Origin of the sequence: Rhizobium sp. 62_C5_N11_2 (assembly GCF_051811185.1) — a bacterium.
GTDB classification, from domain to species: Bacteria; Pseudomonadota; Alphaproteobacteria; order Rhizobiales; family Rhizobiaceae; genus Rhizobium; species Rhizobium leguminosarum.
In genome coordinates, this window is the sequence record NZ_JBPWPW010000001.1 from 2,335,350 (window position 1) to 2,360,217 (window position 24,868).

20 protein-coding genes and 1 pseudogene are annotated in these 24,868 nt (G+C 61.6%); 6 read left to right on the plus strand and 15 right to left on the minus strand.

Annotated elements, in window-relative coordinates; genetic code table 11:
• The first annotated feature begins 46 nt into the window (after window positions 1-46).
• Window positions 47-484, plus strand: coding sequence for an EamA family transporter (locus AB8B31_RS11770; protein ID WP_028733067.1), 438 nt, complete (start codon window positions 47-49; stop codon window positions 482-484).
• Window positions 485-607: 123 nt separating this feature from the next.
• Window positions 608-1,531 carry a LysR family transcriptional regulator gene (locus AB8B31_RS11775; RefSeq protein WP_028733068.1) on the plus strand — a complete coding sequence of 308 codons (924 nt, stop codon included), beginning with the start codon at window positions 608-610 and terminating at the stop codon, window positions 1,529-1,531.
• On the opposite strand, the gene AB8B31_RS11780 is transcribed toward AB8B31_RS11775, so the two are convergent.
• From AB8B31_RS11780 to AB8B31_RS11835, 12 genes are all read right to left on the minus strand, one after another.
• Window positions 1,494-2,231: an SDR family oxidoreductase gene (locus AB8B31_RS11780; protein ID WP_028733069.1), complete on the minus strand. Its 738-nt coding sequence runs from the start codon at window positions 2,229-2,231 to the stop codon at window positions 1,494-1,496. The two genes, AB8B31_RS11775 and AB8B31_RS11780, sit on opposite strands and share 38 nt — an antisense overlap.
• Before the next feature lie 109 nt (window positions 2,232-2,340).
• A complete protein-coding gene (locus AB8B31_RS11785) occupies window positions 2,341-3,102 on the minus strand; it encodes an ABC transporter permease (RefSeq protein WP_018242356.1) in 762 nt (253 codons plus the stop codon).
• Entirely contained in the window at window positions 3,099-4,025 is a 927-nt protein-coding gene (locus AB8B31_RS11790; RefSeq protein WP_027684383.1) for an ABC transporter ATP-binding protein, read from the minus strand. The genes AB8B31_RS11785 and AB8B31_RS11790 overlap by 4 nt, the downstream gene beginning before the upstream one ends.
• A gap of 486 nt (window positions 4,026-4,511) precedes the next feature.
• Entirely contained in the window at window positions 4,512-6,125 is a 1,614-nt protein-coding gene (locus AB8B31_RS11795; RefSeq protein WP_028733070.1) for a glycoside hydrolase family 43 protein, read from the minus strand.
• Between the two features lie 97 nt (window positions 6,126-6,222).
• The gene (gene mgrA, locus AB8B31_RS11800) at window positions 6,223-7,254 is read right to left on the minus strand and encodes an L-glyceraldehyde 3-phosphate reductase (RefSeq protein WP_028733071.1); all 1,032 of its coding nucleotides are present in this window, start codon (window positions 7,252-7,254) and stop codon (window positions 6,223-6,225) included.
• 149 nt (window positions 7,255-7,403) lie between these two features.
• Entirely contained in the window at window positions 7,404-8,537 is a 1,134-nt protein-coding gene (locus AB8B31_RS11805; RefSeq protein ID WP_028733072.1) for a Gfo/Idh/MocA family protein, read from the minus strand.
• A 9-nt stretch (window positions 8,538-8,546) separates the two neighbouring features.
• Complete coding sequence (locus AB8B31_RS11810; protein WP_028733073.1) at window positions 8,547-9,308, minus strand: sugar phosphate isomerase/epimerase family protein; 762 nt, start codon at window positions 9,306-9,308, stop codon at window positions 8,547-8,549.
• 37 nt (window positions 9,309-9,345) lie between these two features.
• Window positions 9,346-11,808, minus strand: coding sequence for a beta-mannosidase (locus tag AB8B31_RS11815; RefSeq protein WP_131702688.1), 2,463 nt, complete (start codon window positions 11,806-11,808; stop codon window positions 9,346-9,348).
• Window positions 11,809-11,931: 123 nt separating this feature from the next.
• Entirely contained in the window at window positions 11,932-13,023 is a 1,092-nt protein-coding gene (locus AB8B31_RS11820; RefSeq protein ID WP_003540428.1) for an ABC transporter ATP-binding protein, read from the minus strand.
• A gap of 4 nt (window positions 13,024-13,027) precedes the next feature.
• On the minus strand, window positions 13,028-13,972 hold the full coding sequence (locus AB8B31_RS11825; RefSeq protein WP_018242363.1) for a carbohydrate ABC transporter permease: 945 nt from the start codon (window positions 13,970-13,972) through the stop codon (window positions 13,028-13,030).
• Complete coding sequence (locus AB8B31_RS11830; protein ID WP_018242364.1) at window positions 13,965-14,870, minus strand: carbohydrate ABC transporter permease; 906 nt, start codon at window positions 14,868-14,870, stop codon at window positions 13,965-13,967. The genes AB8B31_RS11825 and AB8B31_RS11830 overlap by 8 nt, the downstream gene beginning before the upstream one ends.
• Before the next feature lie 184 nt (window positions 14,871-15,054).
• Complete coding sequence (locus tag AB8B31_RS11835) at window positions 15,055-16,290, minus strand: ABC transporter substrate-binding protein (protein ID WP_018242365.1); 1,236 nt, start codon at window positions 16,288-16,290, stop codon at window positions 15,055-15,057.
• A 454-nt stretch (window positions 16,291-16,744) separates the two neighbouring features.
• Here AB8B31_RS11835 and AB8B31_RS11840 point away from each other — a divergent pair, with 454 nt between their 5' ends.
• Window positions 16,745-17,788, plus strand: a complete 1,044-nt coding sequence (locus AB8B31_RS11840; RefSeq protein WP_018242366.1) for a LacI family transcriptional regulator — start codon at window positions 16,745-16,747, stop codon at window positions 17,786-17,788.
• A gap of 57 nt (window positions 17,789-17,845) precedes the next feature.
• Here the strand turns inward: AB8B31_RS11840 and leuS are convergent, their stop codons facing one another.
• Window positions 17,846-20,362, minus strand: a complete 2,517-nt coding sequence (gene leuS / locus AB8B31_RS11845; RefSeq protein ID WP_130652565.1) for a leucine--tRNA ligase — start codon at window positions 20,360-20,362, stop codon at window positions 17,846-17,848.
• Window positions 20,363-20,756: 394 nt separating this feature from the next.
• A complete protein-coding gene (locus AB8B31_RS11850; RefSeq protein ID WP_018242368.1) occupies window positions 20,757-21,686 on the minus strand; it encodes a LysR family transcriptional regulator in 930 nt (309 codons plus the stop codon).
• Between the two features lie 151 nt (window positions 21,687-21,837).
• Here AB8B31_RS11850 and AB8B31_RS11855 point away from each other — a divergent pair, with 151 nt between their 5' ends.
• The 3 genes and pseudogenes from AB8B31_RS11855 to AB8B31_RS11865 all read left to right on the plus strand — a co-directional run bounded on the left by AB8B31_RS11855 (window position 21,838) and on the right by AB8B31_RS11865 (window position 24,118).
• Window positions 21,838-22,452: a C39 family peptidase gene (locus AB8B31_RS11855; RefSeq protein ID WP_018242369.1), complete on the plus strand. Its 615-nt coding sequence runs from the start codon at window positions 21,838-21,840 to the stop codon at window positions 22,450-22,452.
• Between the two features lie 33 nt (window positions 22,453-22,485).
• Entirely contained in the window at window positions 22,486-23,562 is a 1,077-nt protein-coding gene (locus AB8B31_RS11860; protein WP_130652566.1) for a D-alanine--D-alanine ligase family protein, read from the plus strand.
• 14 nt (window positions 23,563-23,576) lie between these two features.
• Window positions 23,577-24,118, plus strand: a pseudogene (locus AB8B31_RS11865) (AAA family ATPase).
• A gap of 45 nt (window positions 24,119-24,163) precedes the next feature.
• Here the strand turns inward: AB8B31_RS11865 and AB8B31_RS11870 are convergent.
• Window positions 24,164-24,781, minus strand: a complete 618-nt coding sequence (locus AB8B31_RS11870) for a class I SAM-dependent methyltransferase (protein ID WP_018242371.1) — start codon at window positions 24,779-24,781, stop codon at window positions 24,164-24,166.
• Between the last annotated feature and the right edge of the window lie 87 nt (window positions 24,782-24,868).

Consider the following 24,868-nt stretch of genomic DNA (forward strand, 5'->3'; position numbering starts at 1 on the left):
CGCCTTGGGCGAGGCCTTGATCCATGGGTGCGACAGGAGTTTCGCAATGAATTCAGTCTGGCCGATCGTCATTGGCGGCGTTCTGCCCGCCCTGTTCTGGGGCATCACCGCCATCTTCCAGAAGCAGAGCGCCACATCAGCCACCGGCTCCGCCGTCTATCTGATCGCCTTTGGCGCTGCCTGCGCGCTCGCCGGCCTGATCGCAGCACTGATCTGGCGCCCTGCCCCATGGACCGCCGAAGGTCTCGGTTTTGCTGCCACATCAGGCGCCTGCTTTGCCGTCGGCACCGGCCTCATCAGCTTTGCGCTTTTCACTTACGGTGTCCCCGTCTCGAAACTCGCGCCGATCTGGAGCTGCAACGTGCTGGTGACGCGGGCAATCGGCGCCGTCTTTCTCGGCGAAGCCTCCGAGCTCGACACAATGAAGCTCGTCGCCGGCACCCTCCTCATCATCTCGGGCGCCCTTCTCGTCAGCAGCGCCTGACGGGAACGGACGCAGCAGCATAAGATAAGCAGTTCGCCGCCAAATGCTCCTGCGTTGCAGCGTGTTCTGCTTTGTTGCTATCCTGCGTTCAAGGCGTCTCGGCGCGCCATACTGGAGCCCGATATGAATCCACGACAATTGAAGACATTCCTCGCAGTGATCCGGCACGAAAATCTCACGCGCGCCGCTGCCGAGGTCAGCCTCGCCCAATCGAGCCTCAGCGACCAGATCCAGGCGCTCGAAGAGGAATTGGGCGCAGAGCTCTTTCTCCGCTCCCGGCAGGGCGTTGTCCCGACGCCGGCAGGTGCGGTCCTCAAGGCCTACGCCGAAGAGATACTGGCGCTAAACGACGAGGCGAAGGACGCCGTCAATGCTGCAGCCGGCAGCGCCGAACAGTCGATTACCTTGGGCACGCTCGAAACCATAGCCGCCGAAAGGCTAGCGCCCTGGCTGTCACTCTTTCGCAAGAAGAACCCACGCGTCGGCCTCAAGCTTAAGGTCAACGGCAGCGGCGAATTGCTTGCGCAATTGCAACACGGCTCGATCGACGTCGCCTTCACCTTCGATCGCGGGCAGCAGGATGAACGCTTCTTGACGCGCCGCATCTGCAGCGAACCGCTGGTGCTGATTGCCGGCCGCGATGCGCAAGCCCGGCCACCGGAAAGCCTCACGGCACTCAGCACCGTGCCCTTCGTCGCCACCGAAACCGGTTGCGTCTACCGTCACCTGTTCGACACCGCCTTTGCCGAAGCACACATTGCAGCACCATCAATCGTCACGGAAGCTGACAGCATCGCGACGATCATCCGACTCGTTGCATCCGGCCCCGGTTATGGCCTCGTGCCGCGCCTTGCGCTCGGCCCGGCCGCCACACGGGGCGACGTCGTCGAACTGCCCTGGCCGGGCAAACCACCCGCAGCCTCGCTGGTGATGATGTGGCGGCGCAGGCGCGTGCAGTCGCCGGCGCTTACCATCCTGCTGCAATCTGCAAGCGAAGAACTCTCGCCGCTCAGATCAGCCGATGCCCGCCTTCGACATGCAGGATAGTGCCTGTCGTGAATCCGTTGCCGATCAGGAAGCGGATCGCATCGGCAATATCATCAGGCCGTCCAACGCGCCCCGCCGGCAGGCGCTGCGCCATCGCGTCGAGCGTCGCCTGCTTGGCGTCGCCGACCACGAAGCTCCAGATCGGTGTATCCACCCACCCGGGCGACACCGCGTTGATCCGGATCGGCGCTAGTTCGACTGCAAGTGCCCTGACCAGGCCCTCCAGCGCCGCATTGACGGCGGCGACCACCGATCCACGCGCCGCGGGCCGGTAGGCCGCAACACCTGACGTATAGGTGATCGATCCTGAGGGCGGCAAATGGGCGGCACCATATTTCGCCAGCATCAGCGGCCCGTAGAACTTGCTCTCGACCACCCTTTGCGCCGCCGCAAGCTCGATCGAAGGCAGCAGCTGATAGGCTCCTCCGATATCGGCCGCCGTGCTGACGATGTGATCGACCGGCCCGCCTTTGCGGAACAGCGCCGCGACCTCTTCCTCCCGCGATATGTCGACGGCAATCGTCGCCACTCCAGGATAGTCACCGAGAGCGCGGCGGGCCGCCGCAAGCCTATCTTCGCTGCGTCCTGCAATCGTCACCGCCGCCCCTTCCCCGAGCAAACGCCTCGCCAGCGCCAGCCCCATTCCGGAACTGCCGCCAACAATAATGATCTTCGCGCCTTCGATCCTGATATCCGTCATCTGCCGTCTCCTTCTTGGCTGACGCAGCAGATGCCTCAGGCCGGAGCGGAAGAAAAACGGAAGAAACCGATGACATCATCGAGTTTTCCGATGGTTGTTTCAGAGACGATCAGTTGCGCAGCCGGTAACCGGTCTTGAAGATCCAGGCGAGTGTTCCCAGGCAGATCACCAGGAATACCGTGATCATCGCCAGGCTGATCGCCGGATTGACATCGGCGATCCCGTAAAAGCTCCAGCGGAAGCCGCTGACGAGATAGAGCACCGGATTGAGGTGGCTGACCACCTGCCAGAAGGGCGGCAGCATGCTGACCGAATAGAAACTCCCGCCGAGGAAGGTCAGCGGCGGCACGACCAGCATGGGAATGAGGTTCAGCTGTTCGAAATTGCCGGCCCAGATGCCGATCATGAAGCCGAACAGACTGAAGGTGATCGCTGTCAGCAGGAAGAACAGGATCATCATGAAGGGATGCTCGATCCTGACGTCGACGAAAAGATTGGCTGTCAAGAGAATGATGAAGCCGATGAGCATCCCCTTGGTCGCCGCCGCCCCGACATAACCGAGCAGGATCTCCGTCATCGCCACCGGCGCCGAAAGTACCTCGTATATCGTGCCGGTGAATTTCGGGAAATAAATGCCAAAGGAGCCATTGCTGATGCACTGGCCAAGCAGCGTCAGCATGATCAAGCCGGGTGTGATAAAGGCGCCGTAGGACACGCCCTCCACCTCCTGGATACGTGAACCGACCGCGGCACCGAAGACGATGAAATAAAGCGAGGTTGAGATCACGGGCGAGATGACGCTCTGCAGCAGCGTGCGGCGCGTGCGCGCCATCTCAAAGAAATAGATCGATTTGACCGCCTCGACGTTCATTTGCCCGCTCCCACCAGCGCCACGAAAATATCCTCGAGCGAGCTTTGCCGCGTCGAGAGATCCTTGAAATGAATGTTGTTCTCGCCGAGTCGGGTCAGCAGTGCCGCGATGCTTTCCTGCTCGTTGTCAGAATCGAAATCATAGATCAGCCGGCTGCCGTCCGCTTGCAGCGTCAGCCCATTGCCGGCAAAACAATCCGGCAGCCGGCTGAGCGGTTCGGTGAGATCGAGAATGAGCTGCTTGCGACCGAGCTTGGCCATCAGCGCCGCCTTGTCCTCGACGAGCAGCAATTCGCCGCCGTTGATGACGCCGACGCGGTCGGCGATTTCCTCGGCCTCTTCGATATAATGGGTGGTCAGGATGATCGTGACGCCAGAGGCCCTAAGCTCTTCGACGACATGCCACATGTCCTTGCGCAGCGTCACGTCGACGCCGGCAGTCGGCTCGTCAAGGAAAAGAATATCCGGCTCATGCGAGAGCGCCTTGGCGATCAGTACCCGTCGCTTCATGCCGCCAGAGAGTTGGCGCAGCATATTGTCCTTTTTGTCCCAGAGCGAGAGCGCGCGCAGCACCTTCTCGATATGGGCAGGATTGGCCTTCTTGCCGTGCAGACCGCGCGAAAAGCTCACCGTATTGAACACCGTTTCGAACTGATCGGTGGTCAGCTCCTGCGGCACCAGCCCGATCATCCCGCGGGTGGCGCGGAAATCCTTCACGACGTCGTGGCCGGCGACCAACACCCGGCCGCCGCTCGGATTGGCGATGCCGCAGATGATCGAGATCAGCGTCGTCTTGCCCGCACCGTTTGGCCCAAGCAGCGCCAGGATCTCACCCTTTTCGACGTCGAGATTGATGCCCTTCAGGGCCTCGAACCCATTGGCATAGGTCTTGGTGAGGTTCTGAACGGAAATGATGGGGGCCATGCGGGACTCTTGCGGATTCTCGGAAGTTACTTCGGCCGCTATATAGTCCCTTTGTAACGCTTTAACATCCTTAAGCCATGAACACTGCATTCACGCTGCTAACACAGTTGGCCCGCTGACCTGTTGACGCGGGCGAAGTAGCCGGCGTCGGCTTTCGCGAAAGAAAAGCAGCGCCGGCTTCAGATGTCATCATCCGGTGATATTCATGCCCGATAAGGGAGCCGAGGCCAGCACCGGCATCCGCGCCCGCCGCCCACCCCTTTGCGGAGCCGTCTCCGGGTGTTCTCGTTGCGCCCCTTTTTCGCTGCCTCTGCATGTAGTCAAAGTTATTGTTCAGTCACGAAGTGCTTGGAACCGGCCAGTATCCCCTGTTCAGCCGCGTTCCGTCTTAGCCGGCCCTGCGCCGGCTTTCTTTTTATGTGCCTCTTCTCCGCTCCTCGCTCTTTCCGTGATCCATTGCGGATGAAAGCGACCAAGGGTGCACCCTTACAGCTCGTCGTAATTGAACCAATCGAAATCCGCTGCCTTCGCCCGGCCCGACGTATCGAAAGCGAATACGCCAGCGAAGGCGCCGGTGAAGGAGCCGTGTTCGCCACGTCCGCCCTCGTCGGAAATCACGCCGGCGTCAAGAATCGGGCCGATCGGCTGCCAGGCGCCCTTGCCTTCTGTCTGCCAGAAGAATTGCAGGTCGTTCTCGCGGATTTCCATGGCGAGCTGAACGCGGCCCTCGGCGGCGATCGAAACCCCGCTGTCGGCGGGAAAGCTCAGGCGTCCGTTCGGGTAGTCGCCGTTGCAGGAGAGGATCGTCACGCAGCGGCCGAGTGTTTCGTGCAGCGTCACAGCAACCGCGTGGAACTTGTGACGGTTGTAGTAATGCGTCAGCCCCGCCACCTGCTGATAGGTGTCGGGCGAGAACTCGATCACGGTCTCGGCGCGGAAACTGTGGTGTTCCTGGCGGCGGGCGACCAGCGACTGTTCGAACCAGGAGCCGATGCTTTCGCGCGCAATCAGGCGCAGATGGCCGGGACGATCCGTCAGGTTAAAGATGCGCTTGGGCTCGGGCGTGCGCAGCCACTGGAAATCGGCAGGCAATGTGCCGCTGTCGAAGTTGTATTCGCTGCGCATCGGCTTTTCCACGGGAACCGCGCCAAAGAGGCCCGGCACATCGACATCGGGCACCGCGGTGCCGTTTTCAAGATAGAGCCAGTCATCGTCGCGCCAGACGCATTTCTGTAAGGATGTCTCGCGCCCCAGCGTGCAGCGCCGTTTCGGCGGTAGCGGCCGGCCGCAGAGATGGGTGTGATAGGCCTCGCCCTCCGGCGTCTCGACATATTGGCCATGCCCTGCTCGCTGCAGCACTGCGCCCGGATGATCCTTGGAGGTGATGAGATGCATGTTCGGATGCATCTCATAGGGTCCGTCGATCTTTCGCGACCGCGCCATGGTGACGGCATGGTCGTAGCCGGTGCCGCCCTCGGCGGTCGTCAGAAAATACCAGCCATTGCGCTTGAAGAGATGCGGGCCCTCGACGAGGCCGAGCGGGCTGCCTGCGAAGATGTTCTTGATCGGCCCCTTCAGCGCCTTTGCCGCCGGATCCCATTCCTGCAGCAGGATGCCGTCGAAGGCCGGCGATTTCGGCGAGCCGCCATAGCTTTCGGTGCGGTGGTTCCACTGCATGTTGACGAACCACTTGCGGCCGTCATCGTCATGGAAGAGCGAGGGATCGAAGCCGGAGGAATTGACATAGACCGGCTCGGACCAATCGGCCTCGATCGTAGGTGCCGTGACGATGTAGTTCGGCGCATCCTTGAAATTGCCGTCGTAACGCTTGACGTCGGTATAGACCAGCCAGAACTGCCCGTCGGCATAGGACAGGCACGGCGCCCAGATGCCGCAGCTATCCGGATTGCCGCGCATGTCGAGCTGCGATCTCCGCTCTAGCGGCCGGCGCACCAGTGTCCAGTTCACCAGGTCCCGCGAATGGTGGATCTGCACGCCGGGATACCATTCGAAGGTCGAGGTGGCGATGTAATAATCCGCGCCGACGCGGCAGATCGACGGATCGGGGTTAAACCCGGGCAAGATGGGGTTGCGGATCATGACAGGGTCTCCTCCGACCGGCGGTGCTTTTTTGCTGTACGTACATCAGATTATAGCAGAAAAAGGCCCGGAAGACTTGCCTCCGGGCCTGACGTGACTATTCGCGTTCGGCGGACTTGGCCCAGAGGTTGATGTCGGCCTCGCGGGCATAGACGTCGATCTCGGCAAGCTCCTCGACACTGAATTCGAGATTGTCGAGCGCCTTGACGCAATCGACGATCTGCGACGAGCGGCTGGCGCCGATCAGCGCCGAGGTCACGCGGCCGCCGCGCAGTACCCAGGCGATCGCCATCTGCGCCAGCGTCTGGCCGCGCCTTTCGGCGATCTCGTTGAGCTTGCGGATATTGTCGATGATCGAGGGGCGGATGTAGTCGCGCTTGAGAAAGTGGTTCTGCGCCGCGCGGCTGTCTTCGGGAATGCCACCGAGATATTTCGTCGTCAGCATGCCCTGGGCAAGCGGCGAGAAAACGATCGAGCCCATGCCGACCTCATCCAGCGTATCGAGCAGCCTGTCGTCCTCGACCCAGCGGTTGAGCATCGAATAGCTCGGCTGGTGAATCAGGCACGGTGTGCCGAGTTCCCCAAGGATCTTTGCGGCTTCGCGCGAGCGCTGCGAATTATAGGAGGAAATGCCGACATAGAGTGCCCGGCCGGAACGGACGATATGATCGAGCGCGCCGCAGGTCTCTTCCAATGGTGTTTCCGGGTCGAAGCGGTGCGAATAGAAGATATCGACATAATCGAGGCCCATGCGCTTCAGGCTTTGGTCGCAGGAGGCGATCAGGTATTTGCGGCTGCCCCATTCGCCATAGGGTCCCGGCCACATGTCGTAGCCGGCTTTGGAGGAGATGATCAGCTCGTCGCGAAGCCCAGCGAATTCGGTGCGCAGGATCTCGCCAAAGGCAGTTTCTGCACTGCCGGGCGGCGGGCCGTAATTGTTGGCGAGGTCGAAATGGGTGATGCCGAGGTCGAAGGCCGTGCGGCACATGTCGATCTTGCGGTCATGCGGCGTGTCCCCGCCGAAATTGTGCCAGAGGCCGAGGGAGACGGCCGGCAGCTTCAGACCGGAACGGCCCGTGCGGTTATATTTCATTTTCGAATAGCGGTCTGCGGCTGGTTGCCAGCTCATAAGACTCTCCTTGCTAAAATATCTACACAGTCGTCATGCTCGCCTTGTGTCTAGCATCTGCCGCCCTGCCTGTAGATCCTCGGCACAAGGCCGAGGATAACGACTTTGACGGTGTCTCGCGGTCCAACGAGATACAGGCATTCTTCCTGTTACTTCAAGAGCGCCTGCGCTTCTTCGATGCCGAGGGCGGCCGGTTGCGTGCAGGTCGTCGTCAGGTCAATGAAACGGCCCTCCTCGCCCGATTTCAGGATCGAGGTCATGACGTCGACGCCGTGCAGCGTGCGGTCGAGCGAGCAGCGCGCATCGCGCCCCTCGATCAGCGCCATCACCATGTCGGCAAGGCCGGCGGTGCGGTAGTTGGCGCGCGCGCCGTTCGGGTTTTCCTGGTTGATCTTGCCGAACGGATGCTCCCAAGTCTCCAGCGGCTTGATGTCCTTGTCGCGGCCGCTGGCCTCGACGACGCCGCCGAAGAAGTTCGGGTCCGGTACGTAGAGCGAGCCATCGGTGCCGTAGAGCTCCATGTTGGCATGGCGGTGCGACCACACATCCCAGCTCGCCGTCAGCGTCACCGTGGCGCCGTTGACGAATTCGAGCAGCGCCTGGATCGTCGTCGGCGTCTTGACCGGGATGATCTCGCCATTGCGCGGCTCGCTGGTGATCGTGCGGGTGGGCGACGCCATCGAGGTCATGCCGCCGACACGTTTGACCGGGCCGATCAGATTGATCAGATTAGCGATGTAATAGGGGCCGAGATCGAGGATCGGGCCGCCGCCCGGCAGGAAGAAGAAATCCGGGTTCGGATGCCACATCTCCATGCCGGGGCTCATGACGTAGCAGGCGCCCGAGGTCACCCGGCCGATGCCGCCGTCATCGATGAACTTGCGGGCGAGTTGATGGGCGCCGCCGAGGAAAGTGTCGGGCGCGCAGCCGACGGCAAGGTTCTTCTGCTTGGCGATGCGGCGAAGCTCCTCGCCCTCTTCGAGCGAAAGCACCAGCGGCTTTTCGGAATAGACGTGTTTTCCGGCCTCGAGGATCGCCTTCGATACCCGGAAATGCGCATCCGGGATCGTCAGGTTGACGACGACGTCGATCTCGTCATTGACGAGAAGCGCGTCGATCGTCTGCGCTTTGACGCCATATTCCTGGGCCCGCGCCTCGGCCGCCTGTGCGTTGATATCGGCGCAGGCCAGCACCTTCAGCCCCTTGAAGAGCGGTGCCAGCGAGAAGTAAGTGGTGGAGATGTTGCCGCATCCGATGATGCCGACGCCAAGTTCCTTGGTCATGATGAAGCCTCAGTAGGTCTGGAAGGATGCGATCGAGCGGCTGATATTGCGGTCGATGTCATTCGGGTTATCGTGTTCGACGACGTAGTGCTTGGCCTTGGTGGCGCGCAACGCCGTCATCAGCCTGGCCCACTCGACCTTGCCGTGACCGACATCTGCCCAGCCGCTCTCATCCGTCGCCTCGCCGACCGGTGCGATGTCCTTGACATGGACCGCGGTGATGCGCGGTCCGAGCTTCTCGACCCAGGCGAAGGGATCGGCGCCGCCGCGGATAACCCAGGCGATATCGGCTTCCCAGGAAATGTCTGGCGCGCCTTCGAAGATGTGCTCGATCGGCCGCGAGCCATCCTGCAGCTTGAAGAATTCGAAATCATGATTGTGCCAGCCGAATTCGTAGCCGGCAGCCTTGTAGGGCTTGCTGATCTCCTGCAGGCGTTTGCCGAAGGCGGCCCAGCCGGCAGCGTCGGACGGGCGTTCCTCGGCCGCCAGATGCGGCGCATAAATCGAATCCATGCCGAGGATCTTGGCAATGTTCAGCGACTTCTCAACCTCCTTCTCGAGAAAGTCGGGGCTGAAATGGCCGCTCGCCATAACCAGGCCATTCTTGTCGAGCTCAGCGCGAAGGCTCTTCAGCCCGGCATCGTCGAGATCGGCATAGATACCGCCGAAGCCCTCGACTTCGGCATAGCCTGATTTGCCAAGTTTTTCGAAAATCGCCGAATAAGGCTGGAAGTTGCGGGCGCTATAGAGCTGGTAGCTGAGTTTCGTCATTATGTTCTCCTTGGGCCTCGTGCCCATTCTTGCAAGATCAATCCGCCGACTGGCAGGAATACAGGTCGTAGAATCGGAACTCCGGAAGCGCGCCACGATCAAGCGGCCGTGCCGGGGTAAAGGTGATGCGGCGGCTCTCGCCGGCCGCGAGATCGAAGGCATTGTCGGAATATTTTCCGTCCGTCTCGGTCTCGATCATCACGAAGAGCGCAAGTCCCCTAGCGGTGACGTTGATGTCGACGGAGCCATTCTCCTCGACATATTCGTGGGTGACAGCAAGCCCCGCGGGCTCCAGCTCCAGCGCCTTGTAGGTACCGTTGACGTAATGCCCCTCGCCGCCCGTGCCGTTCGACGCGGTGAAGTGCCAGGCAAGCAGCGTTCCCTCGGGAATATCGGAAACGTCGATGCTCGCGGCAGTGACGGCCGCATCCGGCGAACACACGGCCTGCACGTCCTTCAGGTGCCGGCGTTCGCCCTTTACCGTCAGGATCGAGACTGCAAGATCAACGCTGACATCGGCAAGCGTGTCGTTGACCAGCGAGAAGCGGATCGTCTTTCCGTCATCGGAAGGAATGGCAGCGACCGCGACCGGTTGGAAGAAGCGCTTGACGAGATAGTGCATCGCCTTCCAGCGGCCGCCATAGTCGAGGCTCGACCAGGAGGCGACCGGCCAGGTGTCGTTGAGCTGCCAGTAGATCGTGCCCATGCAATGGGGTTTGAGCGACCGCCAGTATTCCACCGCCGTCTTGATCGCCAGCCCCTGCTGGATCTGGGAGAGATAGACGAAGTTCGGAAAATCCTTGGGGAAGCGGAAATAGCGGAACATCGTGCCGGCGATGCGCTCGTTACCGCCGGCATTCTTCTGGTGCAGCTCCATGACGGGGGAAGCGACGTTCATGTCCTTCTCCTCGGCATAGGTCCTGATCACAGGCAGCGACGTATAGGACTGGAAGCCGAATTCCGAGCAGAAGCGCGGACGCACCGAACGGTAATTGTCGAACGACTTGTTCTCGTGCCAGACCGACCAGTAGTGCATGTCGCCGGACCCGTCCGCATGCCAGGCATCGCCGAAATCGAGATAGCCGGACGCCGGGCTCGACGGCCACCAGAGCGCGCCGGGCAACGCCTTCTTCACCGCCTGCTCGATGGTGCGGTTGAGGCGATCATAGGAGACGAGATAACGGTCGCGGTCCTTGCGGGATTCTTCGAACCAGGTGAGCGCCCCGACCAGCTCGTTGTCGCCGCACCAGAGCACGATCGAGGGATGCGAGGAGAGCCGGCGCACCTGGTAATCGACCTCGATCGTTACATTGTCGAGGAAGTCCTCGGTCGAGGGATAGAGGTTGCAAGCGAACATGAAGTCCTGCCAGACCATGAGGCCCAGCCGGTCGCAGAGATCGTAGAAATGATCCTGCTCGTAGAAGCCGCCGCCCCAGACGCGGATCATGTTCATATTGGCGGCTTTGGCCGATTGCAGCAGGTCCTCTGTCTTCTCGGGCGAAGACAGCGAAAAAAGCGCGTCGGCCGGGATCCAGTTGGCGCCGCGGCAGAAGATCTCGCGGCCGTTGACCTTGAAAGCGAAGCGGCTGCCTGATGCATCCGGCGTGGTGATCAGTTCGATGGTGCGAAGACCGATCTGCTTGGTCACCTCATCCGTCGGCAATTCGACGGATAGTCTGTAGAGCGCCTGCTCACCGCTGCCAGACGGCCACCAGAGGCGTGGATTGTCGATATGGAAGAGATGGTTGACATGGGTCTCGCCATTGACGCCGACATCCAGGCGCACGCGCTCGCCGTCGAGCTCGAAATAGACCTGGGCAATGTCCGGCCCCTTGGAAAACAGCGTCGCCGTCACTTTGAGATCGACCGAACCGTCATTATTGTGGGTCTGGCGGGTGACGACGTGTTCGATGCGCGCCGTTTCGAGCTTTTTCAGCGCGATCGTCCCGTAAAGGCCGAGCGGCGCAATGGCGATGTTCCAGTCCCAGCCGAAATGGCATTGCGGCTTGCGCAACATGTTGCCGTCGGGGATTGGCGAATTGCCGGTGCTGTAGGGAATGTAGAAGGGCTGCTGCTTCTGCCGCGCAGCGGCAACGGCGATGCTGGAGGCAAAGACGATGCGGATGCTGTTGTCGCCTGATTTCAGCATGCTGGAGATATAGGGCCGGTAGCGGCGGAAGCTATTATCGGCTTCGAGCGCCAGGAAGCCGTTGACGTGGACGCTGGCGACCGTGTCGAGATAGTCGATATCGAGATACCAGTCGCCTTCGACCTCAGGAAGCGTGAAGCTGCGCTCGACCGCCCATTCGCGCTCGCTGACCCACTGCACCCTTTCCTCGTTGCGGCCGAAATAGGGATCGGGGATCAGTCCTGCCCGGTGGAGCGCCGTGTGCACGTCGCCCGGCAAGATGATTGTAGTGCGGATCTCGCCATCGACAGAGGCAAGCTGCCACGAACCGGAAAGGTCGATGTTGAAACCGTTCTTCGGCAAGGATGTCATAGTCGTATCCCGATCGGGCCGCTCCTGGGATCGCCGGACAAGCCGGACCGCGGCCGAATTTGGCTGGCCTGATGGCCGATTGGAGGTAGGGCGGCGCCATTTCGGCCCCGCCCGCAGAGTTCTCTAGAGACGCAGTTCGCTTTCGGCATCGAAGACCGAGGCGACCGTCATGTCGAAGCTGAGCTTCACCTTGGCTCCGACGTTGAAGCGGCGTGCGCCGTTGACACGTACCGACATCGTGTGACCGGCATGTTTCAGCCACAGCAGATTGTCCGCGCCCATCGGCTCCTCGATATCGACTGTGGCGTCATGTTCTTCGCCGCCGGTATTCTCGTTGACCTTGATGTGTTCTGGACGGACCCCGAGCACCACTTTGCGGCCGGGCTGCAGCGTCTCGCTAGCGTCGTAGGCAGCGAGCGAGAAAATGACGCCGTTGGCCAAAAAGGCAATGCCGTCGCCTGATTTGACCAGCTCGCCATGCAGGAAATTCATTGACGGCGAACCGATGAAGCCGGCGACGAACAGATTGCGCGGCCTGTTGTAGATCGTCGTCGGATCGTCGAGCTGCTGGATGATGCCGCTCTTCATGATGGCGATGCGGTCGGCAAGCGTCAGCGCCTCGATCTGGTCGTGGGTGACGTAGATCATCGTGTTCTTCAGCGACTGGTGCAGGCGCTTGATCTCAACGCGCAACTCCGAGCGGAGTTTGGCGTCGAGGTTGGACAGAGGCTCGTCGAACAGGAAGACGTCGACGTCGCGCACCAGCGCCCGGCCGATCGCCACGCGCTGGCGCTGGCCGCCGGAAAGTTCGGCCGGCTTGCGCTTCAGGAGCGGCTGAATCTGCAGGATTTCGGAGGCGCGCGCCACGCGCTTGTCGATCTCAGCCTGCGGCACCTTGGCGACGCGAAGACCGAAGGACAGGTTCTTCTCGACGGTCATCTGCGGATAGAGCGCATAGGACTGGAACACCATGCCGATGCCGCGGTCCTTAGGCTCTTCCCAGGTAACGTTCTTGCCCTTGATGAAGATCTGCCCTTCCGACGCATCGAGCAGGCCGGCGATGCAATTCAGCAAGGTCGACTTGCCGCAGCCGGACGAGCCGAGCAGCACGAGGAATTCGCCGTCGTTGATGTCGAGGTTGAGATCCTTCAGCACGCTCACCGCACCGAAGTTCAGGGACAGATCCTTGATGGAGACGCTTGCATTCATATTCATGAGATCAACCCTTCACTGCGCCGGCGGCGATGCCGCGGACGAAAAGCCGTCCCGACACGAAGTAGACGATGAGCGGCACGAGACCCGTCAGGATCGTTGCCGCCATGTTGACGTTGTATTCCTTCACGCCCTGGACGGAATTGACGATGTTGTTGAGCTGCACGGTCATCGGATAGGTATCCGGCCGGGTGAACACCACGCCAAACAGGAAGTCGTTCCAGATGCCGGTTACCTGCAGGATCATCGCGACCACGAAGATCGGCAGCGACATCGGCAGCATGATCCGCAGGAAGATCTGCCAGAAGCCCGCCCCGTCGACACGCGCCGCCTTGAACAGTTCCTCCGGCAGCGACACGAAATAGTTTCGGAAGAGCAGCGTCAGGATCGGCATGCCGAAGATCGAATGCACGATCACGAGGCCGCTCAGCGTGCCGTAGATGCCGATTTCGCGCAGGATGATGACGATCGGATAGATCATCACCTGATAGGGAATGAATGCGCCGATGATCAGGATCGAGAAGAAAAGCTCAGATCCTCTGAAGCGCCAGTTTGCCAGCGCGTAGCCGTTCACCGAGGCGATCGCGATCGAGATGATGACCGATGGCACCGTGATGCGCACCGAATTCCAGAAACCGCGCGACAGGCCATCGCAGTTGAGCCCGGTACAAGCCTGCGCCCAGGCTTTCACCCAGGGCTCGAAGGTGATCTCTACCGGCGGCGAAAAGATGTTGCCGAGCCGGATCTCGGGCATACCCTTCAGCGACGTCACCACCATCACGTAGAGCGGCAACAGATAGTAGAGCGCTGCGATGATAAGCGTGCCGTAGAGCATGATGTTGCGCGCCGACACCGCCGGGCGCGGCCTGGGGCCGCTGGGGCCTTCGGCGAGTTTAGGCGCGACGGCGTCGATGCCGGCCGCGGTGGTGTTGAGAGTTCCTACATCAGCCACGCTTGCGCCCTCCGCCGAATTCCAGATAGGCCCACGGAACGATAATGATCGCGACTGTGACGAGCATCATGGTCGAGGCAGCAAAGCCCTGCCCCAGGTTCTGCGCCTGGAACATGTAATCGTAGACATATTTCGCCGGCACTTCCGAGGAGATGCCCGGTCCGCCCGATGTCTGCGCGACCACGAGGTCGTAGACCTTGACGATGCCGGAGGCGATGATCACGATCGTCGTGATAAAGACCGGCCGCATCATCGGGATCACGATGAAGAGATAGGTCCTCCACATCGGAATGCCGTCCACGCGCGCCGCTTTCCAGATGTCCTCGTCGATCCCACGCAGGCCGGCAAGCATCAGGCACATGACGAGGCCCGTTCCCTGCCACAGCGCCGCGATCAGAATGCCGTAGATGACGATTTCAGGCGTATAGAGCGGATTGAAGGTGAAACTCGTCCACCCCATCGAGCGCACCACCGCCTGAATGCCGAAATCGGGGTTCAGAACCCATTGCCAGACGAGGCCCGTCACGATGAAGGACAGCGCGAAGGGATAAAGAAAGATGGTGCGGAAAGTGTTTTCGAAACGGATCTTCTGGTCCATCAGTGCCGCGAGCATGAAACCGATGACCAGGCTGAAAATCAGCGAGAGGATGCCGTAGACAGCCAGATTCTCGATCGCCGTCACCCAGCGGGGTGCCGCCCAAAGGCGCTGGTACTGATCGAAGCCGACAAAGCTCAACCGCGGAAGGAGCTTGGAATTAGTGAATGAATAAAAGACCGTCCAAAACGTGCCGCCGACAAAGATCACCAGCGCCGTCAGGATCATCGGAATGGACGCAATCTTGGCATTCAGATTGCGCAGTAACTTATTTGGCCGGCCTGCTCGCGCTTGACCCGTCATGAATACTTCTCCTCAAATCGCAGCTGCGACCAGTGACAGATCGGCAAGGCGCCGCCTGTCGTCTCCACCTCTGAAACCTGCTGAAGATACCAGAGAGACGCCGCCGCCCGCCGGACCATCACCGACCGTCCGGAACGATCCGGCCCCGATGGGAGCCGGACCGCAAGGGCAGCGAATCTGCTGATCAGTCAGCTGAAGCGATGATCCCGGCGAAACGCTTCTGAGCGTCTTCCGGCGTCATCGACGGATTGGCGAAGAATTCGGAGAAAAGGTCTTCCTTCTGCTTCTGGCTGTCGGCCGAAAGCAGCTGGTCGGTGCCTTGGATCACGTTGCCCTTGGCCAGGATGTCGAGACCCTTCTTCATGCAATCGTTGGCGGCAGCGAGATCGACGTCGCCGCGAACCGGCAGCGAACCCTTCTTCAAGTTGAAGGCAACCTGGGTCTTGGGATCGAGCAGGGTCTTGGCAAGCACGGCCTGCGCCTTGGACTTTTCTTCGTCCTTCAGCAGCGGGAAGTAGAAGGCGTCGCCGCCAGTAGAGATGATCTCGTTCACGCCGAGGCCCGGCAGGCAGGTATAGTCGGTACCGGCCTTCTGACCGGCGAGCGCGAACTCACCCTGCGCCCAGTCGCCCATGATCTGGCCGCCAGCCTTGCCTGTGATGACAAGGTTGGTGGCCTGGTTCCAATCCTGGACGTTGCTGCCTTTGGCCATGCGCCGAGCGTCGTCGGCCGCCTTGAACACCTTGGCGATTTCGGGCCCGGCGGCAACTTCCGCGTCCTTGTCCTTGAAGACCTTGTTGAAGGTATCCTTGCCGGCAACCGCAACCATCAGCACGTCGAAGGCGCCTGTCGCCTGCCACGGCTGACCGCCGACGGCGAGCGGAATGATGCCGGCCTTTTCGAGTGCCGGAGCCGCAGCGACGAATTCATCCCAGTTCTTCGGAACCTCGACGCCGGCCTTCTTGAAGGCGGCGTTCGAAAGCCACAGCCACTGCCAGGAGTGGATGTTGACGGGAGCGCAGTAGATCTTGCCGTCGATGGTGCAGGAATCGAGCAGGCTCGACGGACGAATGATATCCTTCCAGTGCTCGGCGGTCGCCACATCGGTCAGGTCGCGCATCAGGCCGGCCTGGACGAGTTCCTCGGCCTGGCGGCCATGGTTGAACTGGGTGGCGCCCATCGGATCGCCGCCGGTGATGCGGCTGATCATGATCGGACGGGCAGTGCCGCCGGAACCGGCGATAGCACCGTCGACCCAGTGGTTGCCGGTGGCGTCGAATGCCTTTGCCAGCTCGGCGACGGCAGCGGATTCGCCGCCCGAAGTCCACCAGTGCGTGACTTCGAGATCGGTGGCGTTGGCGGCGCCGAACGGAAGCGCGACCGAAGCGGCAAGCACGGCCGCCATTATACGGATTTTCATGAGTTCTCCTCCCTCACTGAAACGTTGCCGGAAAAACTTAGATCAATCGATTTCTCCACGCAACTGCCCGCAGGCAAATTTTTCCGCGATAACGGGAAATGCTACTTCTGCCTGTTTCCATCGGAAGCGCCGCATCCCCTGAAGCGAAATGCAGTCGGCCGTTCTCGCACATGCGTTTTCAATTTATCTATTTGAATAACCATAATAATTTTACACGATAAATTGAGCCGTGCGATTCAGCCTCTTCGCAATCGCAAAAAAACAAAGCACGAATTGCCGATTCAACCTATGCGTACAATGTTGCAACGCACACCACAAAAAGCACTCGACATTTCTACTGTATCGTTACAGATTGCATTCCTCAGGGAGGCGCGATTTTGGCAGGCGGCGGGCTTACGACGCTGGAAAAAGCCTCTATAAGCGACACCAATTCGCGCGAGGCAGGCCTAAAGGGATGGAAAACAAGGGAAATTTCGAGAACACGGCATCGACGCCGGCAGCGCGCGAGCGCCCGACGTTGAAGACGATCGCCTACATGACCGGCCTTGGCGTGACGACGGTGTCGCGCGCGCTGAAGGATGCGCCGGATATCGGAGCGGAAACCAAGGAGCGGGTGCGCATGGTCGCCCGCCAGCTCGGCTACCAGCCGAACAGAGCAGGTGTGCGCCTGCGCACCGGCAAGACCAACGTCATTGCCCTCGTTCTCAGCATCGACGAGGAGATCATGGGCTTCTCGAGCCAGATGGTCTTCGGCATCTCCGAGGTGCTATCCGGCACGCCCTATCATATCGTCATCACGCCGCATTCCCACAGCAAGGACCCGATGCTGCCGGTGCGCTATATCCTTGATACCGGCTCGGCGGACGGCGTCATCATCTCCCGCATCGAGCCGGATGATCCGCGCGTGCGGCTGCTGAGCGAGCGCGGCATGCCCTTCGCCACACATGGGCGCACCGACGCGGGTCTCACGCACCCGTTCCACGATTTCGACAACGAGGCCTTCGCGCATCAGGCGGTGGAAAAGCTCGTCAAGCGCGGCCGGCGCCGCATTGCCCTGCTGCAGCCGCCGAGCAAGCTCACCTACTACGCCCATATCCGCATCGGCTTCCAGACCGGCCTGCATGATTACGGCGCCGAGGAAGTGCCGCTGCGCGTCAACACCGACGCCCCGCTCGCCGACATCCGCGACATCGTCGAGGTGATGATGCGCTCGGCCAACGCCCCCGACGGCATCGTCTGTTCGGCCGGTAGCGCGGCAATCGCCGTCAATGCCGGCATCGAGGCCGCCGGCAAAGCGCTCGGCCGCGATCTCGACATGGTTTCCAAGCAATCGGTACCGATCCTGAACTGGATCCGCCCCGAGATCATCACCGCCCAGGAAGACGTGCGCCAGGCCGGCCGCGAAATGGCCAAAGCCGTCATCGCCCGTATCGACGGCGTCGAACCGGAACTGCTGCAGAGCGTCAGCCAGCCGACTTGGCCGGAGAGCGGCAGGTAGGCGGTCGGTTGAGGGAACGGACCGCCGGGCTCAAATCCGACGATCAGCTTTGGATCATCACAGGTCTTCGACGACGAAATTCACCAGTCGCCCCGGGACCAGAACTTCCTTGACCACCATTCTGCCGTCGAGCAAGGCCATGACAGCGGGTTCCGATCGCGCCGCCGCCAGCAGCGCCTCGCCGAGGTCGGCTGCGGCTTCGAAGCGGTGGCGAACCTTGCCGTTGATCTGCACCACATATTCGCAGGTCTCAAGCTCGATCATCGCAGGGTCGAAGGTCGGCCAGGAAACCCATGTCAGTGTTACCCCGTGACCAAGCTTGCTCCATAACTCCTCCGCGATGTGAGGCGCAAAGGGTGCCAGCAACAGCACGAATGTCTCCACCACTTCGCGCGGACGCGCGGCTTCTACCGTCAGTGCATTGGCCAGTTCCATCAGCCGGGAAACCGCGGTGTTGAACCGCATTGCGTCGATATCCGCCGTCACGGTCTTCACCGTCTGGTGGCGCAAGCACAGAAGCTGCGGGCTCGGGGCCGCCTCCTGCACCGCTGAGGAGAGTCCGTCGCTCTCGTCGCAAACAATACGCCAGGCGCGCTCTAGAAACCGGCGCACACCGATCACGCCAGCGGTCTGCCAGGGTTTTGCCGCATCCAGAGGCCCCATGAACATTTCGTACAACCGCAAGGCGTCGGCCCCGAACTGATCGACGACATCGTCGGGATTGACGACGTTCAACCGCGACTTCGACATCTTCTCGACGGCGCGCTGCACTTCGACCGGCCCAGCGAACCATCTGCCCTGCTCTTCGACGACGGAAGACGGCGCGTAATACCGGCCCGCCGCATCGCGGTAGGAATGAGCAAGGATCATGCCCTGGTTGAACAGACGCTGGAACGGCTCTTCCGTCGAAACGACCCTGATATCGTAGAGAACCTTGTGCCAGAAGCGGGCATAGAGCAGATGCAGGACCGCATGCTCGGCACCGCCGACGTAGAGATCAACCGGCATCCAATAGCGCTCGGCCTCGCGCCCGACGGGCTCGCGGGCGTTGCCGGGATCGAGGAATCTGAGAAAATACCAGCAGGAGCCCGCCCATTGCGGCATCGTGTTAGTCTCCCGCCGTGCCGGAATCTCGGTGGCCGGCACGATCGTTTCGACCCAGGCATGCGCACGGGCAAGCGGCGGTTCGCCGTCCGGCGTCGGGGCGTAGTCGTCCAGCTCAGGCGGCAGCAGCGGCAGGCATTCCTCGGGCAGCGGCATCACCGAGCCATCCGCCAGATGCAGCACCGGTATCGGCTCGCCCCAGTAGCGCTGGCGGGAAAACAGCCAATCGCGTAGGCGATAGGTGACTTTAGGCCAGCCTGCGCCACTCGCCTGCAGCCAAGCAATCATGGCTTTCCTGGCCTCCGGCGCGGCCAGACCATTCAGGAAGTCGGAATTAACCATCCTCCCCTCGCCCTCAAAGGCCGCCTTTTCGATGTCGTCCGCACTGTCGATCACGCGAATGATCGGCAGGCCGTGCGCGCAGGCAAAGGTGTAGTCCCGCGCGTCATGGGCCGGCACCGCCATCAAGGCGCCGGTGCCGTAGCCCGCCAGGACGTAATCGGCCACCCAGATCGGTAGCCGGGCGCCGGTTGCGGGATTGACGGCATAGGCGCCGGTGAAGACGCCGGTCTTCTCGCGTCCAGCATCGGTACGCGTCGTTTCCTCCAATGCCTCGGCCTCGGCAATATAGGCGGCAACCGCCTCTCTTGCTTCGGGCGTGACGGTGGTGGCGACAGCGGGATGCTCCGGTGGGAGCACGATATAGCTTGCTCCGAATAGGGTTTCGGGGCGCGTCGTGAAGACGGTAATGCCCTCCGTGCCATGCTCGAGCGAAAAACGGATTTCGGCCCCTTCAGAACGCCCGATCCAGTTGCGCTGCATGGTTTTCAGGCTTTCGGGCCAATCGAGGCCATCCAGTCCCTCCAGCAGTCGGTCAGCATAAGCCGTGATGCGCAGCATCCACTGGCGCATCCTGCGGCGGATGACGGGATCGCCGGTCTCGACGTAACACCCGTCCTTGACCTCCTCGTCGGCGAGCACGGCGTTCTGTGCCGGGCACCAGTTGACTGCGACCTCGGCTTGATAGGCGAGGCCCTTCTCGAACAGCTTCAGGAATATCCACTGTGTCCAGCGCAAGTAGGCAGGATCGGTGGTGGCGAACTCGCGGCTCCAGTCATAGGAGAAACCCAACCTTTGCACCTGTCCGCGAAACGTCTCGATATTGCGCTTCGTCGTGACATCGGGATGCACACCGGTCCGCATGGCGTGGCGCTCCGCCGGCAGGCCGAAACTGTCCCATCCCATCGGATGCAGGACGTTGAAGCCGCGCATGCGTTTGTAGCGGCACATTATATCAGTGGCAGTGTAGCCAAGGGGATGGCCAACATGCAGGCCCGCGCCCGAAGGATACGGAAACATGTCGAGCGCGTAGAATTTCGGCCTGGCGGGATCGATTTCCGCGCGAAAAATATGGTGATCGGCCCAATAGGCCTGCCACTTCGGTTCGATCGTCCTGGGATCATAAGGCATGCATCACTCCTGGCGCCGACCGGCTCTGGCGGCGGCGTGTCCTGAAAAGTGGAGGCGTTCTTTGGTTCAGGAGCAGCTACGGCTGCCGGTGCTCCGGTGACGTCCGGCAGCCGCGGCTAAGTCGAAACGCGTGCGGAGTTGCGACGCAGAACGTCCGCGCGACGCTCCGGACGAAAAAAGCGCGATGTGGCTTTGGAAACGATCTGGTGTCCATGGACGGTGACTCAAGGCAAATAAGGAGAAAGCAAACGACGTGTTAACCCGGCTCCGATCAGGAGGCCGTGGTGGTAAGTCGTGCGTCGCGTGCGCGAACGTCTGCTGCTTGAGTTGCCATAACCATCAACCAAGAGTGCCCGATATGATCGCTTCTGCCAAGAGTGCATTCGCGCGAAAATCAGGATCTGTTCAAATCCCGCGGCGCGCTCTTTACCAGTTGATCGAGCACCGCCGCGACCTTCGGGTTGCGCACCTCGCCGCGCCGGCTAATCGCATGGATGCCGCGGTAGGCGGCTGGCGCCAGCGGCTTGACGGTCAGGCCTTCGCGAAAATCTCGAAGCGCCAGTCCGGGCATCACCGAAATCGAGCATCCGGCTTCGACAAGCGCGAACACGACTTCGAAACTGTCGCTGAAGCCATTGATGACGGGCTCGAAACCAATGTCGCGGCAAGCCTTGCGGATGGTCATGGAATAGGCGCTGGAGGCGACGTCGAGCGCCCAATGTTCATCCCTCAGCTGGGCAAGTTCGATGACGGGCTCGCTCTCCAACCTGTGGCCAGCGGGCAGCAGCACGAAGAGCTGGTCGCGGCAGAGGAACAACGTGTCGGCCGTGCCCTCCAGCGTATGCGGATCGAAGGATATGTCGTCGGCAACGACGATGTCGGCCTGCCAGGCCCGGAGCGCGGCCACGCCTTCGGCAGGTCCCATCGTCGTCATGACGATGTTGAGATGCGGATGGTGGATCGCGAGCTCGCGCATCGCGGCCGGGATGAAGGAGGACGCCGCGGAGGGTTGGGCGGCGATCCTCAAGTCGCCGGCGACGATGTTCTGCAGCTCGGCAATATCGGTTTTGGCTTCCTCGACGACGGCGAATATCCGGTCGGCATGCAGGACGAGCCTCTGGCCGGCCGGTGTCAGCATCACCCCTCGCCCGCGCCGCTCGACGAGCGGGATTCCCACTTCGTCCTCCAGTTGGGCGATCTGCTGAGAAACGGCCGATGAGGAAATACCCAGTGCGTCGGCGACCGCCGCCATCGTCTCGCGGCGCGAAAGCTCGCGAAGTGTGCGCAATCGGAAGAAATCCGGCCTGTTTCCCCGGCCGATCATTTGGCCATAATTTCTAACCTATATACTTACTTTAATTAAGTGGACCTGAAGAAAGCTGCACCTTAGCCTTGGATTCGCAAGCGGGCATCGGTTCGAAAAAAGCCAAGATTGCCGGCCATCTCATGAGACGAACCAGGGGGATATCGACAGGATGCAGCAAAGCGGCGTGCCCTATTTCAGCCAATGGGAAACACCCGGCATGACGTTGCCGGTGCTTGCCGAGGGACAACAGGCCCTGCTCGGCGACCCGCTCTGGCATCAATCGGGGGCCGCAACGATCGAGGAATATGCGCGCTGGGCAGTCAATGTCTGCGGCATGGCCTGCCTGAAGATGATTCTTGCCGCACGCGGCGAGATCCATCCGACACTCGAGCTTGCCCGCGCCTGCACCGCCTATGGCGGTTATGTCGTCAACGAAATCGATGCCTCGATCAAAGGGCTGATCTACGCGCCCTTCGTCCGCTTCGCCACCGACCGTTTCGCACTTAGCGCGGAGACGATGACCGGCGTCGAGACATCAGCCATTCCCGAGCTTCTGTCGAAGCGCCGGTTCTTCATCGCCTCGGTGAACTCGGGCATCCGCTGGCCGGAGCGCGAGCCGCCGTCGAAGGGCGGGCATCTGGTGCTGGTGACGGCGGCCTCGCAGGGGGCAATCCGATTCCACAACCCGTCCGGCCACGACGCGGCGAGCCAGGCCGATGTGACGCTGCCGCTTGCCGTCTTCGACCGCTTCTTCGCCAATCGCGGCATATCGGTCGACGCCTGACCTTTTCAACACCAGATCGTTTCGGAGGCTTTCATGACCCCTTCCCCACACAGGCTGCGCATTGCCGTGCTCTTCGGCGGACGCTCGGCCGAGCATGAGGTTTCCGTGCTCTCGGCAACCAATGTCATGGGCGCGCTCAAGCCCGAAAAATACGATGCCGTCCCCATCTTCATCACCCGCGCGGGACAATGGCTGCTGAGCAGTTTCGAAGACGGCATATTGGCGACACCTTCATCAGGCACGGGAATCTGCCTCGTGCCGGGCGGACGGGGCCGGATGCTGGCGATCCCGGCCCACGGCGCGCCGCATGAACTGGCAAGGATCGACATCCTGTTTCCCGTGTTGCACGGACCCCACGGCGAAGACGGCTCGGTGCAGGGGGTAGCGGAGGTGGCCCGCGTTCCGCTCGCCGGCTGCGGCATTCTCGGCTCCGCCGCAGCACTCGATAAGGACATCGCCAAGCGCCTGCTGAGGGCGGCGGGCCTGCCGGTAGCGCGTGCGGTGACGATCCATCAGGGTGCTGCCCCTTCGCTGGCAGCCCTCGAAGGTGAACTCGGCCTGCCGCTCTTCATCAAGCCGGCGCGGCAGGGATCGTCGGTCGGTGTCGCCAAGGTCCATGCCAGCCAGGAATTCGCGCCCGCCCTTACTGAGGCGTTCCGCCACGATCGCACGCTGCTCGCCGAAGAATTCGTGCGCGGCCGCGAGATCGAATTCAGCGTGCTGGAGGATGCGGCAGGAGAACTCTTCGTCTCCCGGCCGGGCGAGATCGTGCCGGCGGAAAGCCACGGCTTCTATAGTTACGATGCCAAATATATCGACGAGAAAGGTGCGGCGCTGAAAGTGCCGGCCGAACTGCCTGAGGAAGTCGAGGCTGCCATGCACGACGCGGCCGCAAGAGCCTTCCGGGCCGTCGGTTGCGACGGCATGGCCCGCATCGACTTCTTCCTGACTGATGACATGCAGTTCCTGGTCAATGAAATCAACACCATCCCCGGCTTCACCAATATCAGCATGTATTCCAAAGCTTTGGCGGCAAGCGGCGTCGGATACGCCGAAATCATCGACAGGCTCGTCGACCACGGCCTGGCGCGCGCCGGACGCGTCGCCTAGGCGGGAGCTCGAACATGAACAGGTCGGTCTTGATGTCGGGATGTTCCGGCGGCGGGAAATCGACGCTGCTTCAGGAGCTTGTTGCCCGCGGTCATGCCGTCGTCGAAGAGCCCGGCCGGCGCATCGTCAAGCAAGAACTTGAAGGCGACGGCGCAGCCCTGTCCTGGGTCGACATGGTGGCCTTTGGGCGCCGCGCGATCGAGATGGCGATCGCCGACCATGCAGCGGCGTGTGAGCAGACCGGCTGGATGTTTTTCGATCGCGGGCTGGTCGATGCGGCGGCAGCGCTTCAGCACCTCACCGGAGAACCTATCCTGGAAAAATTGAGCGTAGCCCACCGCTGTCACCAGACGGTTTTTCTGACCCCGCCATGGCCCGAAATCTACACGACCGATCCCGAGCGGCGCCATGGCTTCGACGAGGCTGTCGACGAATATGGTTGGCCGCGATCTATCCGACGCTCGGCTACGACATCATCATACTGCCGAAAATCGCGGTCGCAGACCGGGCGGATTTCATCCTCGACTGCCTCTCTCGGGAAACGAGGCAGCAGTAGACGCGATCATCAGGGTCGTGCCTCTCGGCCGCCCTCTCCGAGGGCTCAGCGCCTGCGAAAGACGCACCACTGGAACGACTGCCGGCCACCAGCGGGTGTCGTGTGCTCCTCGCGCCAGTCGCGCTGAAGCGCGAAGGTGGACGAGAATTCACTCGCAAGCGCTACCGCGTCGTAGCGCTGGACCGGCAGGCCGCTGCACCGTTCCGGCCCGTCCGGCGCGAAGGTGGCGATGATCACGGCGCTGTCCGGCGCCGTGCCGGTTTCGAGCGCATGCCGATAGGCCAGCCGCTGCTCGGGCTCGGTGAGGAAGTGAAAGACGGCGCGGTCGTGCCACACATCGTAATGCCGGTCGGGTTGCCATGAAGTGACGTCAGCAACCACCCAGGCGATCCGGCCGGCTTCATCCCGTAGCCGCGCCTTGGCGACCTCGAGCGCCGGCGCGGCGATGTCGACGACGGTGAGGTCGGACCACCCGCGCTCAATAAGACGGTCGACAAGGTTCGATGCGCCGCCGCCCACATCGATCAGCGAGGCCGTGACCGGCAGTTGCAGCTCGTCAAGCGCTCGCAAGGAAGGCCCGGGCGTCGGCTGATACCAACTGACGCTGTCGGCAGCTTTCGTGCGGTAGACCTCGTCCCAGTGTTCCCGCTTCGCGCCTGTCATCCGATATCCCCATCTCTTGCGGAGCCCGACATCCTAACAGATCAACATGTAGGGACTGAGACGTCCGCAACCAATGCAGTTCCCAAG